At 64.7% G+C, this 19,072-nt stretch carries 25 protein-coding genes; 16 read left to right on the forward strand and 9 right to left on the reverse strand.

Annotation, left to right across the window (positions count from 1 at the left end; genetic code table 11):
- Nucleotides 1-17 precede the first annotated feature (17 nt).
- The 12 genes from aroA (at nt 18) to B6V72_RS01245 (ending at nt 9,969) form a co-directional block, all read left to right on the forward strand.
- Complete coding sequence (gene aroA, locus B6V72_RS01190; protein WP_075774957.1) at nt 18-1,364, forward strand: 3-phosphoshikimate 1-carboxyvinyltransferase; 1,347 nt, start codon at nt 18-20, stop codon at nt 1,362-1,364.
- A gap of 48 nt (nt 1,365-1,412) precedes the next feature.
- Nucleotides 1,413-2,021 (forward strand): d(CMP) kinase, encoded by a 609-nt coding sequence (locus B6V72_RS01195; RefSeq protein WP_088722850.1) that lies wholly within the window; start codon nt 1,413-1,415, stop codon nt 2,019-2,021.
- A gap of 9 nt (nt 2,022-2,030) precedes the next feature.
- On the forward strand, nt 2,031-2,597 hold the full coding sequence (locus B6V72_RS01200; protein WP_088734279.1) for a hypothetical protein: 567 nt from the start codon (nt 2,031-2,033) through the stop codon (nt 2,595-2,597).
- Between the two features lie 96 nt (nt 2,598-2,693).
- Entirely contained in the window at nt 2,694-3,293 is a 600-nt protein-coding gene (locus B6V72_RS01205) for a glutathione peroxidase (protein ID WP_088726477.1), read from the forward strand.
- 197 nt (nt 3,294-3,490) lie between these two features.
- Complete coding sequence (rpsA, locus tag B6V72_RS01210) at nt 3,491-5,170, forward strand: 30S ribosomal protein S1 (protein ID WP_075774954.1); 1,680 nt, start codon at nt 3,491-3,493, stop codon at nt 5,168-5,170.
- A 302-nt stretch (nt 5,171-5,472) separates the two neighbouring features.
- The gene (gene ihfB, locus B6V72_RS01215) at nt 5,473-5,760 is read left to right on the forward strand and encodes an integration host factor subunit beta (RefSeq protein WP_075774953.1); all 288 of its coding nucleotides are present in this window, start codon (nt 5,473-5,475) and stop codon (nt 5,758-5,760) included.
- Between the two features lie 6 nt (nt 5,761-5,766).
- Nucleotides 5,767-6,123 carry a LapA family protein gene (locus tag B6V72_RS01220; protein ID WP_233243041.1) on the forward strand — a complete coding sequence of 119 codons (357 nt, stop codon included), beginning with the start codon at nt 5,767-5,769 and terminating at the stop codon, nt 6,121-6,123.
- A 1-nt stretch (nt 6,124) separates the two neighbouring features.
- Nucleotides 6,125-6,811, forward strand: a complete 687-nt coding sequence (locus tag B6V72_RS01225) for a phosphoribosylanthranilate isomerase (protein ID WP_088724375.1) — start codon at nt 6,125-6,127, stop codon at nt 6,809-6,811.
- A gap of 105 nt (nt 6,812-6,916) precedes the next feature.
- Nucleotides 6,917-8,149 (forward strand): tryptophan synthase subunit beta, encoded by a 1,233-nt coding sequence (gene trpB, locus B6V72_RS01230; protein ID WP_088718523.1) that lies wholly within the window; start codon nt 6,917-6,919, stop codon nt 8,147-8,149.
- A 138-nt stretch (nt 8,150-8,287) separates the two neighbouring features.
- A complete protein-coding gene (locus B6V72_RS01235; protein WP_075774950.1) occupies nt 8,288-8,797 on the forward strand; it encodes a PepSY domain-containing protein in 510 nt (169 codons plus the stop codon).
- Between the two features lie 80 nt (nt 8,798-8,877).
- Nucleotides 8,878-9,381 (forward strand): hypothetical protein, encoded by a 504-nt coding sequence (locus B6V72_RS01240; RefSeq protein ID WP_088726478.1) that lies wholly within the window; start codon nt 8,878-8,880, stop codon nt 9,379-9,381.
- A gap of 30 nt (nt 9,382-9,411) precedes the next feature.
- Entirely contained in the window at nt 9,412-9,969 is a 558-nt protein-coding gene (locus tag B6V72_RS01245) for a hypothetical protein (protein ID WP_146696149.1), read from the forward strand.
- A 4-nt stretch (nt 9,970-9,973) separates the two neighbouring features.
- On the opposite strand, the gene B6V72_RS01250 is transcribed toward B6V72_RS01245, so the two are convergent.
- Nucleotides 9,974-10,867, reverse strand: coding sequence for a LysR family transcriptional regulator (locus B6V72_RS01250; RefSeq protein ID WP_088734283.1), 894 nt, complete (start codon nt 10,865-10,867; stop codon nt 9,974-9,976).
- 127 nt (nt 10,868-10,994) lie between these two features.
- Between B6V72_RS01250 and B6V72_RS01255 the strand changes: the two genes are divergently transcribed.
- Nucleotides 10,995-11,399 (forward strand): DoxX family protein, encoded by a 405-nt coding sequence (locus tag B6V72_RS01255; RefSeq protein WP_088724372.1) that lies wholly within the window; start codon nt 10,995-10,997, stop codon nt 11,397-11,399.
- A 12-nt stretch (nt 11,400-11,411) separates the two neighbouring features.
- Nucleotides 11,412-12,215 carry a VOC family protein gene (locus tag B6V72_RS01260; protein ID WP_088726481.1) on the forward strand — a complete coding sequence of 268 codons (804 nt, stop codon included), beginning with the start codon at nt 11,412-11,414 and terminating at the stop codon, nt 12,213-12,215.
- Between the two features lie 63 nt (nt 12,216-12,278).
- On the opposite strand, the gene B6V72_RS01265 is transcribed toward B6V72_RS01260, so the two are convergent.
- From B6V72_RS01265 to B6V72_RS01275, 3 genes are all read right to left on the reverse strand, one after another.
- Complete coding sequence (locus B6V72_RS01265) at nt 12,279-13,343, reverse strand: 5-(carboxyamino)imidazole ribonucleotide synthase (protein WP_088718528.1); 1,065 nt, start codon at nt 13,341-13,343, stop codon at nt 12,279-12,281.
- Nucleotides 13,336-13,821 (reverse strand): 5-(carboxyamino)imidazole ribonucleotide mutase, encoded by a 486-nt coding sequence (purE, locus tag B6V72_RS01270; RefSeq protein ID WP_075774943.1) that lies wholly within the window; start codon nt 13,819-13,821, stop codon nt 13,336-13,338. Before purE ends, B6V72_RS01265 begins: the two co-directional genes overlap by 8 nt.
- Nucleotides 13,822-13,923: 102 nt before the next feature.
- The gene (locus tag B6V72_RS01275) at nt 13,924-14,142 is read right to left on the reverse strand and encodes a DUF465 domain-containing protein (protein ID WP_075774942.1); all 219 of its coding nucleotides are present in this window, start codon (nt 14,140-14,142) and stop codon (nt 13,924-13,926) included.
- 232 nt (nt 14,143-14,374) lie between these two features.
- Between B6V72_RS01275 and B6V72_RS01280 the strand changes: the two genes are divergently transcribed.
- Together B6V72_RS01280 and B6V72_RS01285 are read left to right on the forward strand one after the other, a co-directional pair.
- Nucleotides 14,375-14,785 carry an Hsp20 family protein gene (locus B6V72_RS01280; RefSeq protein WP_088724368.1) on the forward strand — a complete coding sequence of 137 codons (411 nt, stop codon included), beginning with the start codon at nt 14,375-14,377 and terminating at the stop codon, nt 14,783-14,785.
- Nucleotides 14,786-14,808: 23 nt separating this feature from the next.
- Nucleotides 14,809-15,036 carry a DUF1150 family protein gene (locus tag B6V72_RS01285; protein ID WP_075774940.1) on the forward strand — a complete coding sequence of 76 codons (228 nt, stop codon included), beginning with the start codon at nt 14,809-14,811 and terminating at the stop codon, nt 15,034-15,036.
- A 33-nt stretch (nt 15,037-15,069) separates the two neighbouring features.
- Here the strand turns inward: B6V72_RS01285 and B6V72_RS01290 are convergent, their stop codons facing one another.
- The 5 genes from B6V72_RS01290 to alr form a co-directional block, all read right to left on the reverse strand.
- Nucleotides 15,070-15,507: a paraquat-inducible protein A gene (locus tag B6V72_RS01290; protein ID WP_088734285.1), complete on the reverse strand. Its 438-nt coding sequence runs from the start codon at nt 15,505-15,507 to the stop codon at nt 15,070-15,072.
- Between the two features lie 36 nt (nt 15,508-15,543).
- Nucleotides 15,544-16,317, reverse strand: a complete 774-nt coding sequence (locus B6V72_RS01295; protein WP_240497668.1) for a DNA repair protein — start codon at nt 16,315-16,317, stop codon at nt 15,544-15,546.
- 125 nt (nt 16,318-16,442) lie between these two features.
- The gene (locus B6V72_RS01300; protein WP_088734287.1) at nt 16,443-17,189 is read right to left on the reverse strand and encodes an ATP-binding cassette domain-containing protein; all 747 of its coding nucleotides are present in this window, start codon (nt 17,187-17,189) and stop codon (nt 16,443-16,445) included.
- The gene (locus tag B6V72_RS01305; protein ID WP_075774936.1) at nt 17,186-17,977 is read right to left on the reverse strand and encodes an ABC transporter permease; all 792 of its coding nucleotides are present in this window, start codon (nt 17,975-17,977) and stop codon (nt 17,186-17,188) included. Before B6V72_RS01305 ends, B6V72_RS01300 begins: the two co-directional genes overlap by 4 nt.
- A complete protein-coding gene (alr, locus tag B6V72_RS01310; protein WP_088734289.1) occupies nt 17,974-19,023 on the reverse strand; it encodes an alanine racemase in 1,050 nt (349 codons plus the stop codon). The genes B6V72_RS01305 and alr overlap by 4 nt, the downstream gene beginning before the upstream one ends.
- Nucleotides 19,024-19,072: the final 49 nt, after the last annotated feature.

Consider the following 19,072-nt stretch of genomic DNA (forward strand, 5'->3'; position numbering starts at 1 on the left):
GAAATTAGGGAGGCATCATGTCCGGCCACGGCACACCGATCAAAATGACCTCGCACGCCTGCGGTCCCCTCAAGGGCACGGCGGAGGTTCCCGGCGACAAGTCGATCAGCCATCGCGCGCTGATCCTCGGCGCGCTCTCGGTGGGCGAGACGAAGATCACCGGCCTGCTCGAAGGCGAAGACGTGCTCGACACGGCCAAGGCGATGCGCGCCTTCGGCGCCGAGGTCACGCAGCACGGCCCCGGCAGCTGGTCGGTGCATGGCGTGGGCGTGGGCGGCTTTGCCGAGCCTGAGGATGTCATCGATTGCGGCAATTCCGGCACCGGCGTGCGCCTGATCATGGGCGCGATGGCGACCTCGCCGATCGTGGCGACCTTCACCGGCGACGGGTCTTTGCGCAAACGCCCGATGGGCCGCGTCACCGATCCGATCCGTCTGTTCGGCGCGCAAGCTTTCGGGCGTCATGGCGGTCGTCTGCCGATGACCATACTCGGCGCGCCGAGCCCGGCGCCCGTGCGCTATGCGACGCCGATGGCCTCTGCGCAGGTGAAATCGGCGGTGCTGCTGGCGGGGCTGAACGCGCCGGGTCAGACCGTCGTGATCGAGAAGACCCCGACCCGCGATCATACCGAGCGGATGCTGCGCGGCTTCGGTGCCGAGATCACCACCGAAGTGACCGATCAGGGCCATGTGATCACGTTGCAGGGCCAGCCTGAGTTGAAGGCCCAGGAGGTCGCCGTGCCGCGCGATCCGTCTTCGGCGGCCTTCCCGGTCTGCGCTGCGCTGATCGTGCCGGGCTCGGAGATCGTGGTGCCGGGCGTCAGCCAGAACCCGACCCGCAACGGGATTTTCATCACGTTGCGCGAGATGGGCGCGGACCTGACCTTCGAGAACGAGCGCGAAGAGGGGGGCGAGCCGGTGGCCGATCTGCGCGTGCGCTATTCCAAGCTGCACGGGATCGACGTGCCCGCCGAGCGCGCCTCGGCGCAGATCGACGAATATCCCGTTCTTTCGGTCGTCGCAGCCTTTGCCGAAGGCGTGACGCGCATGCCCGGCGTGCATGAGCTGCGCGTGAAGGAAAGCGACCGGATCGACGCGATGGCGCGCGGGCTGGAAGCCAACGGCGTCAAGATCGAGGAAGACGAGGATACGCTGATCGTGCATGGTTGCGGCCCCGAAGGCGTGCCGGGCGGCGGCACCGCGGTGACCCATCTCGACCACCGCATCGCGATGAGCTTCATGGTACTGGGCATGGCTGCGCAGAAGCCGGTCTCGGTCGATGACGGCTCGCCCATTGCAACCTCCTTCCCGATCTTCGAAGATTTGATGGCGCAGCTGGGTGCGGAGATCGTCCGCGAAGGCTGAGCCGGGCAGGGCGGCTGTCCGCGTCGCTGTGAGAAGAAAGGACCGTTCATGCGCTTTACCGTCGCCATCGATGGCCCCGCCGCGGCTGGCAAGGGCACGATCAGCCGCGCCGTGGCCGAGCGGTTTGGGCTGGCGCATCTCGATACCGGTGCACTCTATCGCGCGGTCGGCATGAAATCCGAGACCGAGGGCCTGGAGCCCATCGCCGCGGCCAAGGCGCTCCGCCCCGAGGATCTGGAGCGCGACGATCTGCGCACGATGGAAGCGGGGCAGGCGGCCTCAATCGTCGCCGCGATCCCCGAGGTGCGCGCGGCTCTGGTGGCGTTTCAGCGCGATTTCGCGGCGCGAGAGGGCGGTGCGGTGCTCGACGGGCGCGACATCGGCACGGTGATCTGCCCGCAGGCCGAGGTGAAGCTGTTCGTCACCGCCTCGCCGGAGGTGCGCGCGCATCGGCGCTGGCTGGAACTGGGTGGCGATGAGGCCGACGTGCTGGAGCAGGTGCGCGAGCGCGATGCTCGCGACATGGGCCGCGCCGACAGTCCGCTGCGCCCGGCCGTGGATGCGCTCGTGATCGACACGTCGGATCTCAGCATCGAAGAGGCGGTCGCCCGCGCCGCCGATCAGATCGAGGCCCGCCGCGCGGGCGATCTGGACTAGGGGGCAGGGATGCTGCGCTGGGGGCTCCTCTTGCTGGTTCTAGCCTCTCAGGCGACCGCCGAGGAGCGCCCGCAGGGCCTGTTATGGAGCGAGACGGACCTGCCGCGCACCATGCCGTTGCAGATCAAATCCGCCCCGGATCGCGATCTCTACATCGTGCTGCGCGATGCCACGACCGGGCAGGACGTGATGGGCGCCTATGCGCAGGGTGGGGAGTTCTTTCGCCTGTTGGTGCCGCCGGGCCGGTTCGAGCTGCAGGTGGCGCTTGGGCCTGCCGGGGATTGGAAAGGCGGTGCGACGCTCTTCGGTCCCGACACCGAGCGCTTGCGCCTCGATCCGCCGCTCGATTTCGGCGTCACGGGCTTCGCGCGAAAGGGCGGGCATCTGGTCGATCTGAGCGATCTGGGGGCGATAGCGCAGAAAAGCCTCGGAATTTGCCAGCGTCTCGCGCTCGATTTCGACAGCGTGACCACCGCACCGGAAGCGGTGCGCCCTGGCGTAAAGCCCCGTGATCCCATGGAAATACCGGAATTCCCGGTGCCGAAATATCGCCGCGTCGATCGCATTTGCGATTGAGGAAAAGAAACATCCGAAATATATAATCACGAATTGGTGAACCTTTTCCCGCCTCGCTGCGTTAGCGGTACGTGAAAACTACATGAGGAAGGTCCGATGCGCTTGCCCCTGGCTTTGGCCTGCATCTGTCTTGGCGCCGCGTCCCTGACCGCTCCGGCGTGGGCCGACAGTCCGCTTCCCGAACCGCTCCGGGTCAAGGCGCACTCCGCGACGCCGGTGCCGGGCGATCTGTCCTTCGATCTGGTCGAAGGCGGAAAAGTGTCGCTCTCCGATTTTCGTGGCAAGGTCGTGCTCGTGGTCAATACCGCATCCAAATGCGGCTTCGCGCCCCAGTTCACCGAGTTGCAGAAATTGTCCGAGACCTACGGACGCGACGGGCTGGTCGTTCTGACCGTGCCCTCGAACGATTTCCATCAGGAACTCTCCACCGCGCAGGAGGCCAAGCGCTATTGCGCGTTGACCTTCGGGGCCGAGTTGCCGATGGCGCAGCTGGCCAAGGTGAAGGGGCCGCAGGCGCATCCGTTCTACCGCTACATGCATGACACCGAGGGGTTCGAGCCGAGCTGGAACTTCAACAAGGTGCTGTTGGGCCGCGACGGATCGGTGATCGCGACCTATCCCGCCAGCGCGGCCCCGCTTTCGTCGTGGATGCTGGGCGACGTCAAGGCCGCTCTCGCCAGTGCGAGCCACGGTTGAGCGAGAGGCCGCCTCGGCCTGCTCAGGACGCAATAAATGCTTGCGATAATGGTTGATCGCGCCTATATCGGCGCGGTCTGAGGCAGGTCGGGACTCACCCGGCCTGTGCGCTATTGCAGCACGGACATTCCAACGAAAGACCGGCGGAGCCAACCGCAAGGCCAGAAAACCGAAGATGAAAAGGAAAATCTGAACGCATGTCGCAAAATGCAACCATGGACGAATTCGAAGCCCTTCTGAACGAGAGCCTCGAAATCGACACCCCGAACGAAGGTTCGGTTGTTAAAGGCAAGGTCATCGCCATCGAGGCGGGCCAGGCCATCATCGATGTCGGCTACAAAATGGAAGGCCGCGTCGAACTGAAAGAATTCGCCAACCCCGGCGAGGCTCCGCAGATCGAAGTCGGCGACGAAGTCGAAGTGTATCTCGACCGTGTCGAGAACGCCCGCGGCGAAGCCGTGATCTCGCGTGAGAAAGCCCGCCGCGAAGAGGCATGGGATCGTCTCGAAGCAGCTTACGCCAAGGAAGAGCGCGTCGAAGGCGCCATCTTCGGTCGCGTCAAAGGCGGCTTCACCGTCGATCTGGGCGGCGCTGTCGCGTTCCTGCCCGGCTCGCAAGTTGACGTGCGCCCGGTGCGTGACGCTGGCCCGCTCATGGGTCTCAAGCAGCCGTTCCAAATCCTCAAGATGGACCGTCGTCGTGGCAACATCGTTGTCTCGCGTCGTGCGATCCTCGAAGAGAGCCGCGCCGAACAGCGCGCCGAAGTCATCGCCAACCTCTCCGAAGGTCAGGTCGTCGATGGTGTGGTCAAGAACATCACCGAATACGGTGCGTTCGTTGATCTGGGCGGCGTCGACGGTCTGCTGCACGTCACCGACATGGCATGGCGCCGCGTGAACCACCCGTCCGAGATCCTGTCGATCGGCGAGACCGTCAAGGTCCAGGTCGTCAAGATCAACAAGGAAACCCACCGCATCTCGCTCGGCATGAAGCAGCTGCAGTCGGATCCGTGGGACTCGGTGGAATCGAAGTACGCTCTGGGTTCGGTGCATACCGGCCGCGTGACCAACATTACCGACTACGGCGCGTTCGTCGAGCTGGAGCCGGGTGTCGAAGGTCTCGTGCACGTGTCCGAGATGTCCTGGACCAAGAAGAACGTCCACCCCGGCAAGATCGTTTCGACGAGCCAGGAAGTCGACGTCATGGTCCTCGAGATCGACACCGCGAAGCGCCGCGTCTCGCTGGGTCTCAAGCAGACCATGCGCAACCCGTGGGAAGTCTTCGCAGAGACCCACCCGGTCGGCACCGTCATCGAAGGCGAAGTCAAGAACATCACCGAGTTCGGTCTGTTCGTTGGCCTCGAGAACGACATCGACGGTATGGTTCACCTCTCGGACCTCAGCTGGGAACAGCGTGGCGAGGATGCGATCCAGGACTACCGCAAAGGCGACATGGTCAAGGCCGCTGTCACCGAAGTGGACACCGACAAGGAGCGTATCTCGCTCTCGATCAAGGCGCTCGACGCCGACACGTTCTCGGATGCCGTTGACGGCGTGAAGCGTGGTTCGATCGTGACCGTGACCGTGACCGCGATCGAAGACGGTGGCGTCGAGGTGGAATACAACGGCATGAAGTCGTTCATCCGCCGTTCGGACCTCGCCCGCGATCGCGCCGACCAGCGCCCCGAGCGCTTCCAGGTTGGCGATCACGTCGATGTCCGCGTGACCAACGTCGACTCCAAGACCCGCAAGCTGGGTGTGTCGATCAAGGCGCGCGAGATCGCTGAAGAGAAAGAAGCCGTGGAACAGTACGGCTCGTCGGACTCGGGTGCGTCGCTGGGCGACATCCTGGGCGCCGCGCTCAAGGGCGACAAGTAAGAGATCGGACCGCTCGGTCCAACCGGAGGCCCCGCCGTTTGGCGGGGCCTTTTTCGTTCCTGCAAAGTCTTGGCGATGTGCAACAGCGATTCGCGCACAGGGTGACGCGTGGGCGGGCGATAGGCCGATTTTCTGCGATTGCGAAGGCGGTTCTATCGGCGGCAGACCGCTAGGGGCTCGATTTTACGTGGATTTTCCGGGTCTTTGCTGTTCCGCGCTGACCCGATTGGTCCTATAATTGCACTCTGACGCATGTGAGAGCCGGGAGCTCACCCGGCCAAGCCCGTGGGGGAGATAACAAGATGATCCGCTCTGAGTTGATCACGAAGATTGCCGAGGAGAATCCGCATCTTTACCAGCGGGATGTCGAGAAGATCGTGAACACGATCTTCGACGAGATCACCGAGGCGCTCGCCTCGGGCGACCGCGTCGAGCTGCGCGGCTTCGGGGCTTTTTCCGTCAAGAAGCGCGACGCGCGCACCGGTCGGAACCCGCGCACCGGCGAAGCGGTTGAGGTCGAGGAAAAACATGTACCCTTCTTCAAGACCGGTAAGCTGCTGCGCGACCGGCTGAACGGGAAAGAGGAATAAGAGCTAATGATTCGAGCGCTTCGGCTGCTGTTTCTCGGCCTGCTCGCCGTGGTCCTGATCGGACTGGCGCTGGCCAATCGTCAAATCGTCACGCTGCGGGTGCTGCCGCTCGAGGCGGGCAGCTTCCTTGGCTGGGACTGGGCTGTTCAGGTGCCGCTGTTCCTCGTGATCCTCGCGGGCGTTCTGATCGGCCTGCTGATCGGTTTCGTCTGGGAATGGGCGCGCGAGGCGCGTCTGCGCCGCGATGCCCGCCAGTCGCACCGCAAGGCCCGCAAGCTCGAGGCGGAGGTTCAAACCCTGCGCCACGACAAGACCGGCCCGAAGGACGACGTGCTGGCGCTGCTCGACCAGCCCTCGCGCTGAAATGCCGACCGTCGCCATAGACCGCAACGCGCAGGGTCTCGCCCGGGTCAAGATCTGCGGGCTGCGCAAGGCCGAGGATATCGCCGCCGCCGTCGAGGCGGGGGCGCGCTATGTTGGCTTCGTTTTCTTCCCGAAATCCCCGCGTCATCTGGAGATCGCCGAGGCGCGCGAGTTGGCGCAGGAGGTGGAACCCGGCATCGCCAAGGTTGGCCTGGTTGTGAACCCGAGCGACGAGCTTCTCACCGAGATCACGGACGCCGTGCCGCTTGACATGATCCAGCTTCACGGCTCCGAGACGCCGGAGCGGGTATCCGAGATCCGCGCCAAATTCGGTCTGCCCGTAATGAAGGCCGTGGGCGTCGCGGATGCGGCCGATCTGCCGAAGATCGCGGACTATGAGGCGGTGGCCGACCAGATCCTGCTCGACGCAAAGCCGCCGAAAGAGGCGGAGCTTCCGGGCGGTAACGGGCTTTCCTTCGACTGGCGGCTGATCGCCGGGCGCAAATGGGAAAAACCGTGGATGCTGGCCGGAGGGCTGACGCCCGAAAACGTGGCCGAAGCGATCCTGCTGACCGGCGCGCGGCAGGTCGATGTCTCTTCCGGGGTGGAAAGCGCGCCGGGCGTGAAAGACCCCGAGAAAATCCGCGCCTTCGTCCACGCCGCGCGTCAGGGGGCCGACGGGGCGTAGCCGGGCCCGGCGCAATCGAGTATTTTTGGTCTGAGGCCGGGGCAGGGATTTATCTTGCCCCGCTTTGACGCTAGACCCGTCGTCACGAAAAGCGCGAGGTGAGCCATGGCTGACGATCTGATCAATTCCTTCATGAATGTGCCCGACGAGAATGGGCGGTTCGGCATTTTCGGTGGCCGCTTCGTGTCCGAGACGCTGATGCCGCTGATCCTCGCGCTCGAAGAGGAATACGAGAAGGCCAAGACCGATCCCGATTTCTGGGCCGAAATGGACGATCTGTGGAAGCACTATGTCGGCCGTCCGTCGCCGCTGTATTTCGCGCCCCGCATCACCGAAGAGCTGGGCGGCGCGAAGGTCTATCTCAAGCGCGACGAGCTGAATCACACCGGCGCGCATAAGATCAACAACGTGCTGGGGCAGATCCTGCTGGCACGGCGCATGGGCAAAACCCGGATCATCGCCGAGACCGGCGCGGGCCAGCATGGCGTGGCGACCGCAACGGTCTGCGCGAAATTCGGCCTCAAATGCGTGGTTTATATGGGGGCGACCGATGTCGAGCGTCAGGCGCCCAACGTCTTCCGGATGCGCCTGCTGGGCGCCGAAGTCGTGCCCGTCAAATCGGGCCGCGGCACGCTGAAAGACGCGATGAACGATGCGCTGCGCGACTGGGTGACCAATGTGCGCGACACGTTCTACTGCATCGGCACGGTGGCCGGTCCGCACCCCTATCCGGCGATGGTGCGCGATTTCCAGTCGATCATCGGCAAGGAAGTGCGCTGGCAGCTTGAAGAGCAGGAAGGCGAGGGCCGTCTGCCCGACACCGTGATCGCGGCGATCGGCGGTGGCTCGAACGCGATGGGCCTGTTCTACCCGTTCCTCGACGACAAATCCGTGCGCATCATCGGCGTCGAAGCCGGCGGTCATGGCGTCGACGAGAAGATGGAGCATTGCGCCTCGCTCACCGGCGGGCGTCCGGGCGTGTTGCATGGCAACCGGACCTACCTGCTGCAGGACGAGGACGGGCAGATCCTCGAAGGGCATTCGATCTCGGCCGGGCTCGACTATCCGGGAATCGGTCCCGAGCATAGCTGGCTGCATGACACCGGGCGCGCCGAATACGTGAACATCACCGACAAGGAGGCGCTGGAGGCGTTCCAGTTCTCCTGCCGTCTCGAAGGGATCATCCCCGCGCTCGAGCCCTCGCACGCGCTGGCCCATGTGATGAAGATCGCTCCCGATCTGCCCAAGGACCATATCATCGTGATGAACATGTGCGGGCGCGGCGATAAGGACATTTTCGCCGTCGCGAAGCATCTCGGCTTCGATATGCAGGCATAAACTCAGGTTTATGTCCTGCAACGGCAGGCCGAATGTGCTGACATAACCCAATTGTCAATGGACCGGCGGGCCCTGTCCGCCGACCCTCTCCCCCGACGTCGCAGCCCGCGGCGCAATTCCCATCGGAGGAGAGAGACGATGAAGATGAAATCTACCCTCGCCGTACTCGCGGCATTCGCGGTCTCAGCGCATATGGCGCAGGCTGAAGTGTCCACGGACGGCATCGCCGCCGATCTTCAGGCCAATGGCTTCACCAGCATCGAGATCAAGGTCGGCCCGACCCAGGTCAAGGCCGAGGGCTACAACCCCGACGGCACCAAGATCGAAGTGGTCTATGACCGCGAGACCGGCAAGATCCAGAAACAGGAAACCTACCGGACGCGCGCGGGCGAGGACATGACGCAGGGCGTCAGCGTCCGTCAGCAGTCGGAAGATTTCTACGACGGCAGCGAAGACGACCATAACGGTAGCGACGATCAGGGCATGGATGACAGCAGCGACGGCGATCACACCATGTCGGATTCCGATCACGGTTCGGACGACCACGGCTCGGACGATGGCGGCTCGGATGACAGCGGTTCCGACGACGGCGGCTCGCATGACAGCGGGTCGGATGACGGCGGCTCGCATGACAGCAACGACGATTGATCCGAACGGACTTGCCCGGCGCTCCCTGCGCCGGGCATAATCCCCGCAAGAGCCGCGTATCCGCGCGGGAGGAGGCGCCGATGAGATTGCGCAGAGACTTGGCGATAGCCGCGTTGATCGGCGCGTTGAGCGTGCCATTCGCGCCCGGCCTCGCCCGTGCCGAGAGCGCCAGCGAGGCGGTCACCCGACAGCTCGAAGATTACGGCTATCATGGCATCGACGTACAGCGGACCCTGTTGGGCCGCGTGCGCATCACCGGCACCCGGGCAGGCGTCGAGCGCGAGATCGTCCTCGATCCGCGCAGCGGCGAGATCCTGCGCGATCTGTCACGCTCCAGCCGCAGGCCGATCCTGAACGACACGCCATTGGGCGGGAACGGATCGAGCTCCTATGCCGGACAGGGCGCCACATCCGGACGCGACGGCTCCGACGACGGGTCGGATGATGGCGGCAGCGACTCGGATAGCGGATCCGACAGCGGGTCCAGCGCCGGCAGCGACGATGGCGGAAGCCACGACAGCGGCAGCGACGATGGCGGGGGCAGCGATAGCAGCGATAGCGGCGGAGACAGTGCGGATGATTGACGCCCCGCAGAGGTCGACGGGAGCGGCGCTATGACGTCGCGGCTGCGTCGGGCGGTGCTTGTGGGGGCGATCCTGCTCTTTCAGGCTGTCTGCGCGCTGTTCTTCATCTCCGACATCCTGCTGTCGATCTTCGGTCTCTACCCGGCGCCGATCAGTTGGCAGAACCGCGAATTCCTCGAAATCGGCGCCGCGCTCGGCCTCGTTCTGGGTCTCGCGCTCGGGGCGTTCGCTCTGGCGGGGGCACTACGTGAGGGGGCGCGGGCGCAGGCGCGCCTGGACCGGGCGACCTCGGCCTTCGAAGACCTTCTGGAAGAACGCTTCTCGGACTGGGGCCTCACGGCGGCAGAGCGCGACGTCGCGCTTTTCGCGATAAAGGGGCTCAGTACGGCGGAAATCGCGGCCCTTCGCGGGACGTCCGAGGGCACCGCCAAGGCGCAGAGCGCGGCAATCTACCGCAAAGCCGGGGTGAACGGACGCGGCGCGCTTCTGAGCCTTTTCGTCGAGGACATGATGGACCAGCGCGCCCAAGGCGCACAGCGGTCCGAGACGTCGGCCGCGCGCGGCGTGACGGCGACGGTCAAGGGCTGAGCGCTCAGGCCCGGAAGGGGCGCGTATCCTCGTAGGCGAACTCGATCAACGCGCGCAGCTTGCGCGGCAGCCGCGGCCCGTCGAGATAGACCGCGTGAATCGGGATGCGCAGCAGCATCTCCTCCGGAAAGAGCGAGACCAGCCGCCCCGCTGCGATTTCGGGGCCCAGCACGAAGTCCGGCCCATAGGCGATGCCGTGGCCCGCCAGCGCCAGCTCGCAGGCCGCGCGGGCGCTGTTGACGCGGATTTGCGCGGGAACGGGCAGGGTGGTGATCTCGCCGCTCTCACGATGCCGCCAATGCGGGATCGCGCTGTGATTGCTGTCATGGATGCAGCGGTAATCGGTCAGATCGGCGATCTTCGCAGGACGGCCCACCCGTTCGAGATAGGCCGGAGATGCCACGACGCGCATCCCGATCTCGCCCAGCTTGCGCGCCCGCAGAGCCCGATCGCGCAGCTGCCCGATCCGGAAAGCGAGGTCGATCCCCTCGGCGGCCAGATCTGTCGGTGCATCCGAGAGCGTCAGATCGATCACCAGATCGGGGTGCGGTGCGGCGAAGCGCGCGAGCATCTCGGCCAGATAGACCTCGCCGAAAGTGACCGGCGCGGAGATCCGCAGCACGCCGGAAAAGCCCCGCGACTGTTCGGACACCGCGCCCAAGAGATCGTCGAGCGCGTCGAGCACGCCCGGCGCATCGGCCAGCAGCCGTTCGCCCGCAGGGGTCAGCCCGATCCGCCGCGTCGTGCGCTGCAGAAGGCGCGTGCCAAGGCGTTCCTCCAGCTCGGCCACGTATTTCGAGGCGAGCCGATTGGAGATGCCCAATTGCTCCGCCCCCGCGGTGAAAGAGCCGGCGCGGGCAGTCGCGACGAAGGCGCGGAGCTGTTCGGTGATATCCATCGCTATTCAGAACAAAATGGTAAAAGTCATTCTAGATAATATCCATTTTATTCACTAACGGAACGGCTAATTTCCTCGCTGTAACGCGAACACACCGCGCACAGAGTGCGGTTGCAGGAGATAGACCATGATCGACACCAAACTCGCCCCCTACGGCATCCTCGTTTTGCGCCTTCTGACCGGGGCGCTGTTTCTCACCCACGGCCTGACGAAGCTTTTCGTTTTTACTCCGGCCGGGACGATGGGTTTCTTTGAATCGCTGGGTTTGCCCGGCTGGCTCGGCATCGTGACGATGGCGGCGGAAATCCTCGGCGGTATCGCCTTGCTCACCGGCATCTATGCTCGGATCGTCTCTTTCGGGCTCGGGTTCATCCTGCTCGGCGCGGCCTTCACGGCGCACTGGGGCAACGGCTTCGGATTCTCGAACCAAGGCGGCGGCTGGGAATATCCGGTGATGTGGGCCATCGTTCAATTCACGCTCGCTGCTCTGGGTGACGGCGCCTATGCGCTGCGCCCTTTGAGCCGGAAATGACAGGAGGAGACGATGGCGACCAGTGATGCAAATGTCGAAATCGGCCATGTGACCCTCGTGGTCCGTGACCTCCCGGCGGTGGGCGCGTTCTACGAGAGCGTGCTCGGGCTGGAGCGGATCGGGGGTGACACTGCCGAGGCGCGTTACGGCGTCGATGGCAAGGTGCTCGTGATCCTGAAAGCCGACCCGGAGGCGCGCAAATCGAGCCGGGCAGAGGCGGGACTGTTTCACACCGCCTTTCTGCTGCCCGACCGCGCCGATCTGGGCGCGTGGCTGAACCACGCCGCCGAGAAAGGCATCCGGCTCGACGGGGCGTCCGATCACCTCGTGAGCGAGGCGGTCTATCTGCACGACCCCGAAGGCAACGGGATCGAGATCTACCGTGACCGTGCCCGCGAAGACTGGCCGCGCAAGGACGGGATGATCGCGATGGTGACCGACCCGCTCGATCTGGCTGACGTGATGGCGCAGGCCCGCGGCCCGTGGCGCGGCGCGCCGAAGGGTTCGGTGATCGGGCACGTTCACCTGCAGGTCGGTGCGCTCGATCCGGCGGAGCCGTTCTATGCCGAGACGCTCGGTGCGGATGTGATGGCCCGCTATCCGGGAGCGAATTTCCACGGCTGGGGCGGCTATCACCACCACCTCGCCACGAATATCTGGAACAGCCGCGGCGCCAAGGAACGTCACCAGCCCGTGACCGGTCTGGCCGAGGTGGGGCTGAAGGCCGATGCCGAGCCGCTCGCCGCCTTCCGCGAGGCCTATGGCGACAGCGTGGCAGACCCGTGGGGCACGCGCTTCACATGGTCCGCGAAGTGATCGTGCGACATAAGTGATCGTGCGATATAAGAGAAAGGCGCCCGCGATGGGCGCCTTTTTCACTTACAGGATGTGGTTCACATGGCCCATCTTGCGGCCCGGCTTCACCTCGGCCTTGCCGTAGAGATGGATCTGATACCGCGCGAGCTTCGCCAGCCGCGGCACGCGGTCCATGTCGTCGCCGATCAGGTTCTCCATCTCGACGTCGCAATGGCGCCCGCCATCGCCCAGCGGCCAGCCGGTCACGGCCCGGATATGTTGCTCGAACTGGTCGACCGCGCAGCCCGCCTGCGTCCAGTGGCCGGAATTATGCACGCGCGGGGCGATCTCGTTCACGATCAGCGCGTCGCGGGTGACGAACAGCTCGACCCCCATCACGCCGACATAATCGAGCTTGTTGAGGATCTTCGCCGCCAGCAGTACCGCATCGGTGCGCTGGCTGTCAGTGATCGCGGCGGGCACCAGCGTGGTGCGCAGGATGCCGCCCTCATGCTTGTTCTGGCCCGGATCGTAGCAGGAGATCGCGCCATCCTCGGCGCGCGCGCCGATCACGGAGATTTCCTTGAAGAACTCCACGAAGCCTTCGAGGATCGCAGGCGCGCCCTTCATGTCCTCCAGCGCGGCGGCAGCCTCTTCGGGCGCGTTGATCACCACCTGTCCCTTGCCGTCATAGCCGAAGCGGCGTGTCTTCAGGATCGCGGGGCAGCCGATCTCGGCGATCGCTTCCTTGAGGTCCTCGATATCGTCCACGGCGGCGAAAGGTGCTGTGGCGAGGCCCAGGTCGTTGAGGAAGGCTTTCTCAACCAGACGGTCCTGGCTGACGGCGAGCGCCTTGCGGTTGGGGCGGATCGGTTTGAGGCTTTCCAGCAGATCGAGCGCCGAAGTCGGGACATTCTCGAACTCGTAGGTGATGACGTCCACGGCTTGGGCGAAAGCGCGCAGCGCGGCCTCGTCCTCATAGGGCGCTGTGGTCACCGCATGGGCCACGTCGCCTGCGGGCGGGTTCGCGCCCGGCTCGAAGATGTGGGTCTTGTAGCCCAGACGCGAGGCCGCGACGGAGAGCATCCGTCCCAGCTGACCGCCGCCCAGAATGCCGATCACCGACCCATAGGGCAGGGGCTCACTCATCTTCCGGCTCCTCCTTGATCGAGGCCGAGAGCTTCTCGCGCCAGTCATCGAGCCGCTTTGCCAGATCCGCATCGGACACGGCCAAGATTCCCGCCGCCATCAGGCCCGCATTGGCGGCGCCCGCCGCGCCGATCGCCATCGTCGCGACGGGGAAGCCCTTGGGCATCTGCACGATGGAATAGAGGCTGTCGACGCCCGAGAGCGCCCGGGTCTGCACCGGCACGCCGATCACCGGCACGCGGGTTTTCGAGGCCATCATGCCGGGCAGGTGCGCGGCACCGCCCGCGCCTGCGATGATGACGTGCAGACCACGCTCCACGGCGGTCTTGCCGTAGGACCAGAGCCTGTCGGGGGTGCGATGGGCCGAGACGATCTTCGCCTCGTATTCCACACCGAGTTCGTCGAGGATTTCCGCCGCCTCTTTCATCGTGGTCCAGTCGGACTGACTGCCCATGATGATTCCCACTTTCACGCTCATGACGCCCCCTTTTCAGATGGAGCGCGCACTATAGGAATCTGTGCCGTCGCGGCAAGCCCCGGCAGGGCTGCAGCGCCGATCGGATCGGGATCAATTCGGGGATCAGGCGATGATGTCGGGCGTGAGCTGGTCTTCGATCCGCGCGATCTCGTCTTTCAGGGCAAGCTTCTGCTTTTTCAGTCGCACGAGGCGCAGCTGATCGGAATGCACCGCCTGCGTGAGGGCAGAGATCGCCTCGTCCAGATCGCGGTGTTCACGCCGCAGCACTTCCAGCTTCACCCGCAGCACTTCTTCATGATCCATCTCGAGATGGGCGTTCATATCCGTATCATCCGGTTCTGGTTGCGCGATTTACCCTCCGCCCGACTCGGCTGGGCCCGTCAGGGGGGAGGGTCAATATAACAGGTTTCGAACGACTTAGGAGAAAATTTGCCCTTAGCGTAAATGGACGGCGGGGTCTTGCAGGGGGCTTCCACGCCGCCCATATTTGACTAGTGGGCTGCCGAAGATCGGGGCCCGAACTTGCAACGTCGCTTGATCAAGGGCTTGCCGAATGACGAAACTGAGTTTTGGCGCACATCCCTACCTGCTGGGCTTCGACCAGCTGGAACGGCTGGTGGAACGCACCGCCAAGGGATCGGATGCCTATCCGCCGTATAACATAGAACAACGCGGCGAGGATGCGTTCCGCATCACGCTCGCAGTGGCAGGCTTCCGAGAGGAAGACCTCGCGATCACGCTCGAAGACCGGGCTTTGGTGATCCGCGGCCGTCAAAGCGAGGAGGAGGGCGACCGCCTGTTCCTTCATCGCGGGATCGCCGCACGGGCCTTTCAGCGCAGCTTCGTGCTCGCCGAAGGGGTCGAGGTCGCAGCCGCCACGATCGAGAACGGTCTACTGCATGTCGATCTGAACAGGGCGCCGCCCGAAACGATCGTGCAGACCATCCCGATCGAGCGGAAATAATCAGGCAGGAAAGGAAAAGCGCAATGAATACGGAATACGATTTCGGCGATAAGGCCGAACATCCCATCGTCTATGTCCGCGAAGTCGCGGTCGTCGATCTGCCCGAGGAAATCCGGGCCGAACTGGACGATGTCGATCACCTCTATGCCGTCCATGACAGCGATGGCGAACGGCTCGCGCTGGTGAAGGACCGCAAGCTGGCCTTCTCGCTGGCGCGGCAGAACGATCTGGACCCGGTCTCGGTCCATTGATCGGCTGAAAGGACGCGAAAGGCGCCCGGGGGATCACCCTCGCGGCGCCTTTTTCATTTCCAGATGCGAGATCGCGAAGGACGCCGCGACGCATCCGGTAAACAGGTACAGCCCCCAGGCCGTCTCGAGCCGCCCGACGCCCACGCCCTTCGCCACGACGATATAGATCGCGATCAGGAAGATGTCGGCCATCGCCAGTTTGCCCAAGACGTTCAGCGTCGGCAGCAGGCGCGGGGAGGCGAGATCGAACTGGATCAGCGCGACGCCGATCACCTTCAGATAGGGGGCAAACAGGGCCAGAAAACTGACGAGCAGGGCGAGAAACACTTCCGTCCGCCACAGCGTCTGCAGCCCGCTGAGCACCGAGATTTCCTCCAGCCCGAAAAAGGGCAAGAGCCCCGCGCGCAGAAGCGGCGCGGCCCATGCGAGGGGAAATAGCAGCAAGAGCGCCAGATTGGCGAATTTCAGCATCGACCGGCGCTCTTCCCGAGGGACGCTTCGGCCCCGTTACGACTTGGATTCTTTCTTCGCGATCGGCACCACGTTGGGCTGCGGGCCGTCTTCGATTTCGTAGCCCAGCAGCGGCAGGATGTCACGCAGGTCGCGCTCCAGCAGGCGAAACTCGGCGTTCACCTCGCGCTCCTCGGTCTCGACATCGGTCAGCCATTCGCGAAGCTGCGTGCAGGTTCCACGGGCGACCGCGATCTGATCGCTCAGCGTCTCCGCCTCCTGTTGGCGCTGTTCGAGGAAGGCGCGGGCGCGTTTGACCTTTTCCTCGGAATAGACCTTCGCGAGGTCGCGCGATTGCAGGCTCATCTGTGCGGCCAGTTCCAGCAGTTCCGGCTCGAGGCCTCCCAAGTCGGGATGTTGGCGCAGATAGCTGATGCGTTCGCGCACGGCGTCGAACTCGCCCGACAGCGCAAAAACGCCTTCGCGGTCCGCATCATGCGCGCTGCGATAGGCGCGGGTCACGTCATCCATGTCGACGTGGAACCGCCGATGACTGCCTTCGAGCTTCGACACGCGCGAGCAGGAGGGCAGATAGAGTAACAGGATCAGCGCCAGAAGCGCTGCGCCAACCTGTAGCCAGGCGCCGAAATCAGGCAGGACAGTGTCGCCGAATTGCGCCTCGAGACTGAGCCACGGCATCAGGCCGAGCGACGCCGCAGCGACCGCGCCGATCGCGGCGAGTGCGGTGATTGCGACGGTGACGGTAAGTGCTTGGCCAATCGCCGCGTTGATACGGTCTAGATTGGCGCTCCCAACGTGTTCGGTTTGCATTGTCTGAACCCCCCGGTCCCCTTGTTGAAGATGTTGGCCGGAACCGGTCCGAGTTTGAGTCTCGTTGGCGGATCAAGCACTTGGGGAGAATGCGCGGAAATTCGCTTGGTTCCGCAGCCTGTGTGTCAGCGAAGCGTTTCGATCGGTCCGTCCGCACGTCCGTGGATGAACTGCTGGACGTAAGGGTCTGAAGTCGCGTCCATTTCCGAGATCGGACCTTCCCATCGAATTTTGCCCGCGTGGAGCATTGCAACGCGGTCGGCAATCGCGCGGACCGAGGTCATGTCATGGGTGATCGTCATCGCGGTCGCGCCCATCTCGGTGACGATCTCGCGGATCAGCTCGTTGATGACACCCGCCATGATCGGGTCGAGCCCGGTGGTGGGTTCGTCGAAGAAGATGACCTCGGGCTCTGCGGCGATCGCGCGGGCAAGGCCGACGCGCTTCTGCATACCGCCCGATAGTTCCGCCGGATATAGGTCGGCGACATCCGGCGACAGGCCCACCCGGCGCAGCTTCTCCACCGCGATCTCGCGCGCTTCCGCCTTGGCGCGCTTCAGCGCGCCGCGCAGCAGGCGGAAAGCGACGTTCTCCCAGACGGAAAAGCTGTCGAACAGCGCGCCGCCCTGAAAAAGCATCCCGAAGCGGGCGAGGAAGGCGTCGCGCTCGCCCTCATGGACATCGACCCCGTCGAGCGTGATCGTCCCGCTATCGGGTTTGACCAGCCCGAGGATGCACTTCAGCAGTACCGATTTGCCGGTACCCGAGCCACCGATGATGACCGTCGATTGCCCCGTCGGCACCACCAGATCGACGCCGCGCAGGACGTGGTTCGATCCGAAGCTCTTGGTTATGGCCTCAAGCGTGATCATGCCGAGAAGAACGCCTCCGTCAGCACGTAATTCGCGGCGAGGATCGCGACCGAGGCGGCGACCACCGCCGATTTCGTCGCCCGGCCCACGCCCTGCGCGCCCCGGCCCGAATTCATCCCGTGATAGCAGCCCATCGTCGCCACGATGAAGCCGAAGGCCGCGCCCTTCACGAGGCCCGATCCCACGTCCCAGAACTCGAGGAAATCCCACGTATTCTTGAGGTAGGTGGCGGAGTTGAAGCCGAGACGGTTCACGCCGACCACCCAGCCGCCCATGATCCCGATCACGTCGCCCACGCCGACCAGCATCGGCACGCAAAGCGTCGCGGCCAGCACGCGCGGCACGGTGAGATATTTCATCGGGTTGGTCGAGAGCGTGGTGAGCGCGTCGATCTGCTCGGTCACTTTCATCGTGCCGATTTCGGCCGCGATGGATGAGGCCACACGCGCCGCCACCATCAAGCCGCCCAGGACGGGGCCAAGTTCACGCACCATTCCGATCGCGGTGATCGAGGGCACGACCTGCTCTGCCGAGAAGCGCGCGCCGCCCGCGTAGATCTGCAGCGCCAGCGCCGCGCCGGTGAACAGGGCGGTCATCCCCACGACCGGCAGCGACAGCCAGCCGATATTGAGACAAGCGAGCCAGAATTCGCGCAGGTAGAAGGGCGGGCGGAGCAGGTGGCTCAGCGTCTCGCCCACGAAGCGCGACAGCCGCCCCGTCTCCGCCAGAAGCGCGAGCGTGGCCCGGCCGAGCGTGGCCAGCGGCCGGCTGAGCGCCGTTGCAGTCATGCGGCGGGCTCCGCGTAGCGGCGGGCATAGCGGGGACCGAGCGAGGTCAGGATCTCGTAGCCGATCGTGCCCGCGAGATCCGCCAGCGTGTCGACACCCTGATGCGGCCCGAGCAGATCTAGCGTGTCGGGCACCGTATCGAGATCGGTCACATCCACCGTCAGCAGGTCCATCGAGACGCGGCCCCGCAGCGGGCAGGGCGTGTCGCCCGCGTAAAGGTTCGTGATGTTCGACAGCACGCGGTGAATTCCGTCGGCATAGCCCGCCGAGAGCGTCGCGATCTTCGTCTCGCGCTCGGCGGTCCAGGTGTTGCCGTAGCCCACGGTTTCGCCAGGCCCGACGATCCGGGTCTGGATCACCGGCAGCGCGAGGGTCACGACGTGGCGCGCCTCTGCGAAGGGACGCCCGCCGTAAAGGCCGATGCCGGGGCGTGTCACGTCGAAATGATAGTCCGGGCCCAAGAGGATGCCGCCCGTCGCCGAAAGCGAGCGTTTCAACCCCATCCCGTCGGTCATGCGTTTGAACTCGGCCAGCTGCTTGGCGTTCATCTCGTGGTCGGGCTCGTCGGAACAGGCGAGATGGCTCATCACCAATTCGATCCCGCGCTCCATCAGCTGCGGGGCGGCGGCCTGCCAGTCGGCAGCCTCCATCCCGAGCCGGTTCATCCCGGTGTCGAGCTGTACGCCCACGGGGCTTTCGGGGATCGCCTGCAGATGCCGCTGCGCCTGTTCGCCGGAGTTCAGCATCGGGATCAGCCGCGCGTCGCGCAGGAAACCCGCATCGCCCGCCATATGACCGCCAAGAACGAAGATCCGCGCGTCTTCGCCCAGATGTGGACGCAGCTTCGCGCCTTCCTCGGCCAGCGCGACGAAGAAGTCCCGCGCACCCGCCCGGTAAAGCGCCGGGGCGATACGCTCTGCGCCCAAGCCGTAGCTGTCGGCTTTCACGACCGCCGCCGTGCGCGTCGCCTCACCCGATTGCGCGTCGAGCGCGCGCCAATTGCTGACCACTGCGTCGAGGTCGATATGAAGATGTGCCTGTGCCATGGCCCCTTTTTCTGCGCACACGCCCTCAGGTCAAGCGCAATCCGCGCAC

It is taken from the genome of Thioclava sp. F34-6, from assembly GCF_002213235.1.
In the GTDB taxonomy this organism is placed as follows: Bacteria; Pseudomonadota; Alphaproteobacteria; order Rhodobacterales; family Rhodobacteraceae; genus Thioclava; species Thioclava nitratireducens.

What these genes read in the sequence shown, in the direction of transcription:
- aroA (WP_075774957.1), top strand. Translation starts at nt 18, where the DNA reads ATGTCCGGCCACGGCACACCGATCAAAATGACCTCGCACGCCTGCGGT.
- B6V72_RS01195 (WP_088722850.1), top strand. Translation starts at nt 1,413, where the DNA reads ATGCGCTTTACCGTCGCCATCGATGGCCCCGCCGCGGCTGGCAAGGGC.
- B6V72_RS01200 (WP_088734279.1), top strand. Translation starts at nt 2,031, where the DNA reads ATGCTGCGCTGGGGGCTCCTCTTGCTGGTTCTAGCCTCTCAGGCGACC.
- B6V72_RS01205 (WP_088726477.1), top strand. Translation starts at nt 2,694, where the DNA reads ATGCGCTTGCCCCTGGCTTTGGCCTGCATCTGTCTTGGCGCCGCGTCC.
- rpsA (WP_075774954.1), top strand. Translation starts at nt 3,491, where the DNA reads ATGTCGCAAAATGCAACCATGGACGAATTCGAAGCCCTTCTGAACGAG.
- ihfB (WP_075774953.1), top strand. Translation starts at nt 5,473, where the DNA reads ATGATCCGCTCTGAGTTGATCACGAAGATTGCCGAGGAGAATCCGCAT.
- B6V72_RS01220 (WP_233243041.1), top strand. Translation starts at nt 5,767, where the DNA reads ATGATTCGAGCGCTTCGGCTGCTGTTTCTCGGCCTGCTCGCCGTGGTC.
- B6V72_RS01225 (WP_088724375.1), top strand. Translation starts at nt 6,125, where the DNA reads ATGCCGACCGTCGCCATAGACCGCAACGCGCAGGGTCTCGCCCGGGTC.
- trpB (WP_088718523.1), top strand. Translation starts at nt 6,917, where the DNA reads ATGGCTGACGATCTGATCAATTCCTTCATGAATGTGCCCGACGAGAAT.
- B6V72_RS01235 (WP_075774950.1), top strand. Translation starts at nt 8,288, where the DNA reads ATGAAGATGAAATCTACCCTCGCCGTACTCGCGGCATTCGCGGTCTCA.
- B6V72_RS01240 (WP_088726478.1), top strand. Translation starts at nt 8,878, where the DNA reads ATGAGATTGCGCAGAGACTTGGCGATAGCCGCGTTGATCGGCGCGTTG.
- B6V72_RS01245 (WP_146696149.1), top strand. Translation starts at nt 9,412, where the DNA reads ATGACGTCGCGGCTGCGTCGGGCGGTGCTTGTGGGGGCGATCCTGCTC.
- B6V72_RS01250 (WP_088734283.1), bottom strand. Translation starts at nt 10,867, where the DNA reads ATGGATATCACCGAACAGCTCCGCGCCTTCGTCGCGACTGCCCGCGCC.
- B6V72_RS01255 (WP_088724372.1), top strand. Translation starts at nt 10,995, where the DNA reads ATGATCGACACCAAACTCGCCCCCTACGGCATCCTCGTTTTGCGCCTT.
- B6V72_RS01260 (WP_088726481.1), top strand. Translation starts at nt 11,412, where the DNA reads ATGGCGACCAGTGATGCAAATGTCGAAATCGGCCATGTGACCCTCGTG.
- B6V72_RS01265 (WP_088718528.1), bottom strand. Translation starts at nt 13,343, where the DNA reads ATGAGTGAGCCCCTGCCCTATGGGTCGGTGATCGGCATTCTGGGCGGC.
- purE (WP_075774943.1), bottom strand. Translation starts at nt 13,821, where the DNA reads ATGAGCGTGAAAGTGGGAATCATCATGGGCAGTCAGTCCGACTGGACC.
- B6V72_RS01275 (WP_075774942.1), bottom strand. Translation starts at nt 14,142, where the DNA reads ATGAACGCCCATCTCGAGATGGATCATGAAGAAGTGCTGCGGGTGAAG.
- B6V72_RS01280 (WP_088724368.1), top strand. Translation starts at nt 14,375, where the DNA reads ATGACGAAACTGAGTTTTGGCGCACATCCCTACCTGCTGGGCTTCGAC.
- B6V72_RS01285 (WP_075774940.1), top strand. Translation starts at nt 14,809, where the DNA reads ATGAATACGGAATACGATTTCGGCGATAAGGCCGAACATCCCATCGTC.
- B6V72_RS01290 (WP_088734285.1), bottom strand. Translation starts at nt 15,507, where the DNA reads ATGCTGAAATTCGCCAATCTGGCGCTCTTGCTGCTATTTCCCCTCGCA.
- B6V72_RS01295 (WP_240497668.1), bottom strand. Translation starts at nt 16,317, where the DNA reads ATGCAAACCGAACACGTTGGGAGCGCCAATCTAGACCGTATCAACGCG.
- B6V72_RS01300 (WP_088734287.1), bottom strand. Translation starts at nt 17,189, where the DNA reads ATGATCACGCTTGAGGCCATAACCAAGAGCTTCGGATCGAACCACGTC.
- B6V72_RS01305 (WP_075774936.1), bottom strand. Translation starts at nt 17,977, where the DNA reads ATGACTGCAACGGCGCTCAGCCGGCCGCTGGCCACGCTCGGCCGGGCC.
- alr (WP_088734289.1), bottom strand. Translation starts at nt 19,023, where the DNA reads ATGGCACAGGCACATCTTCATATCGACCTCGACGCAGTGGTCAGCAAT.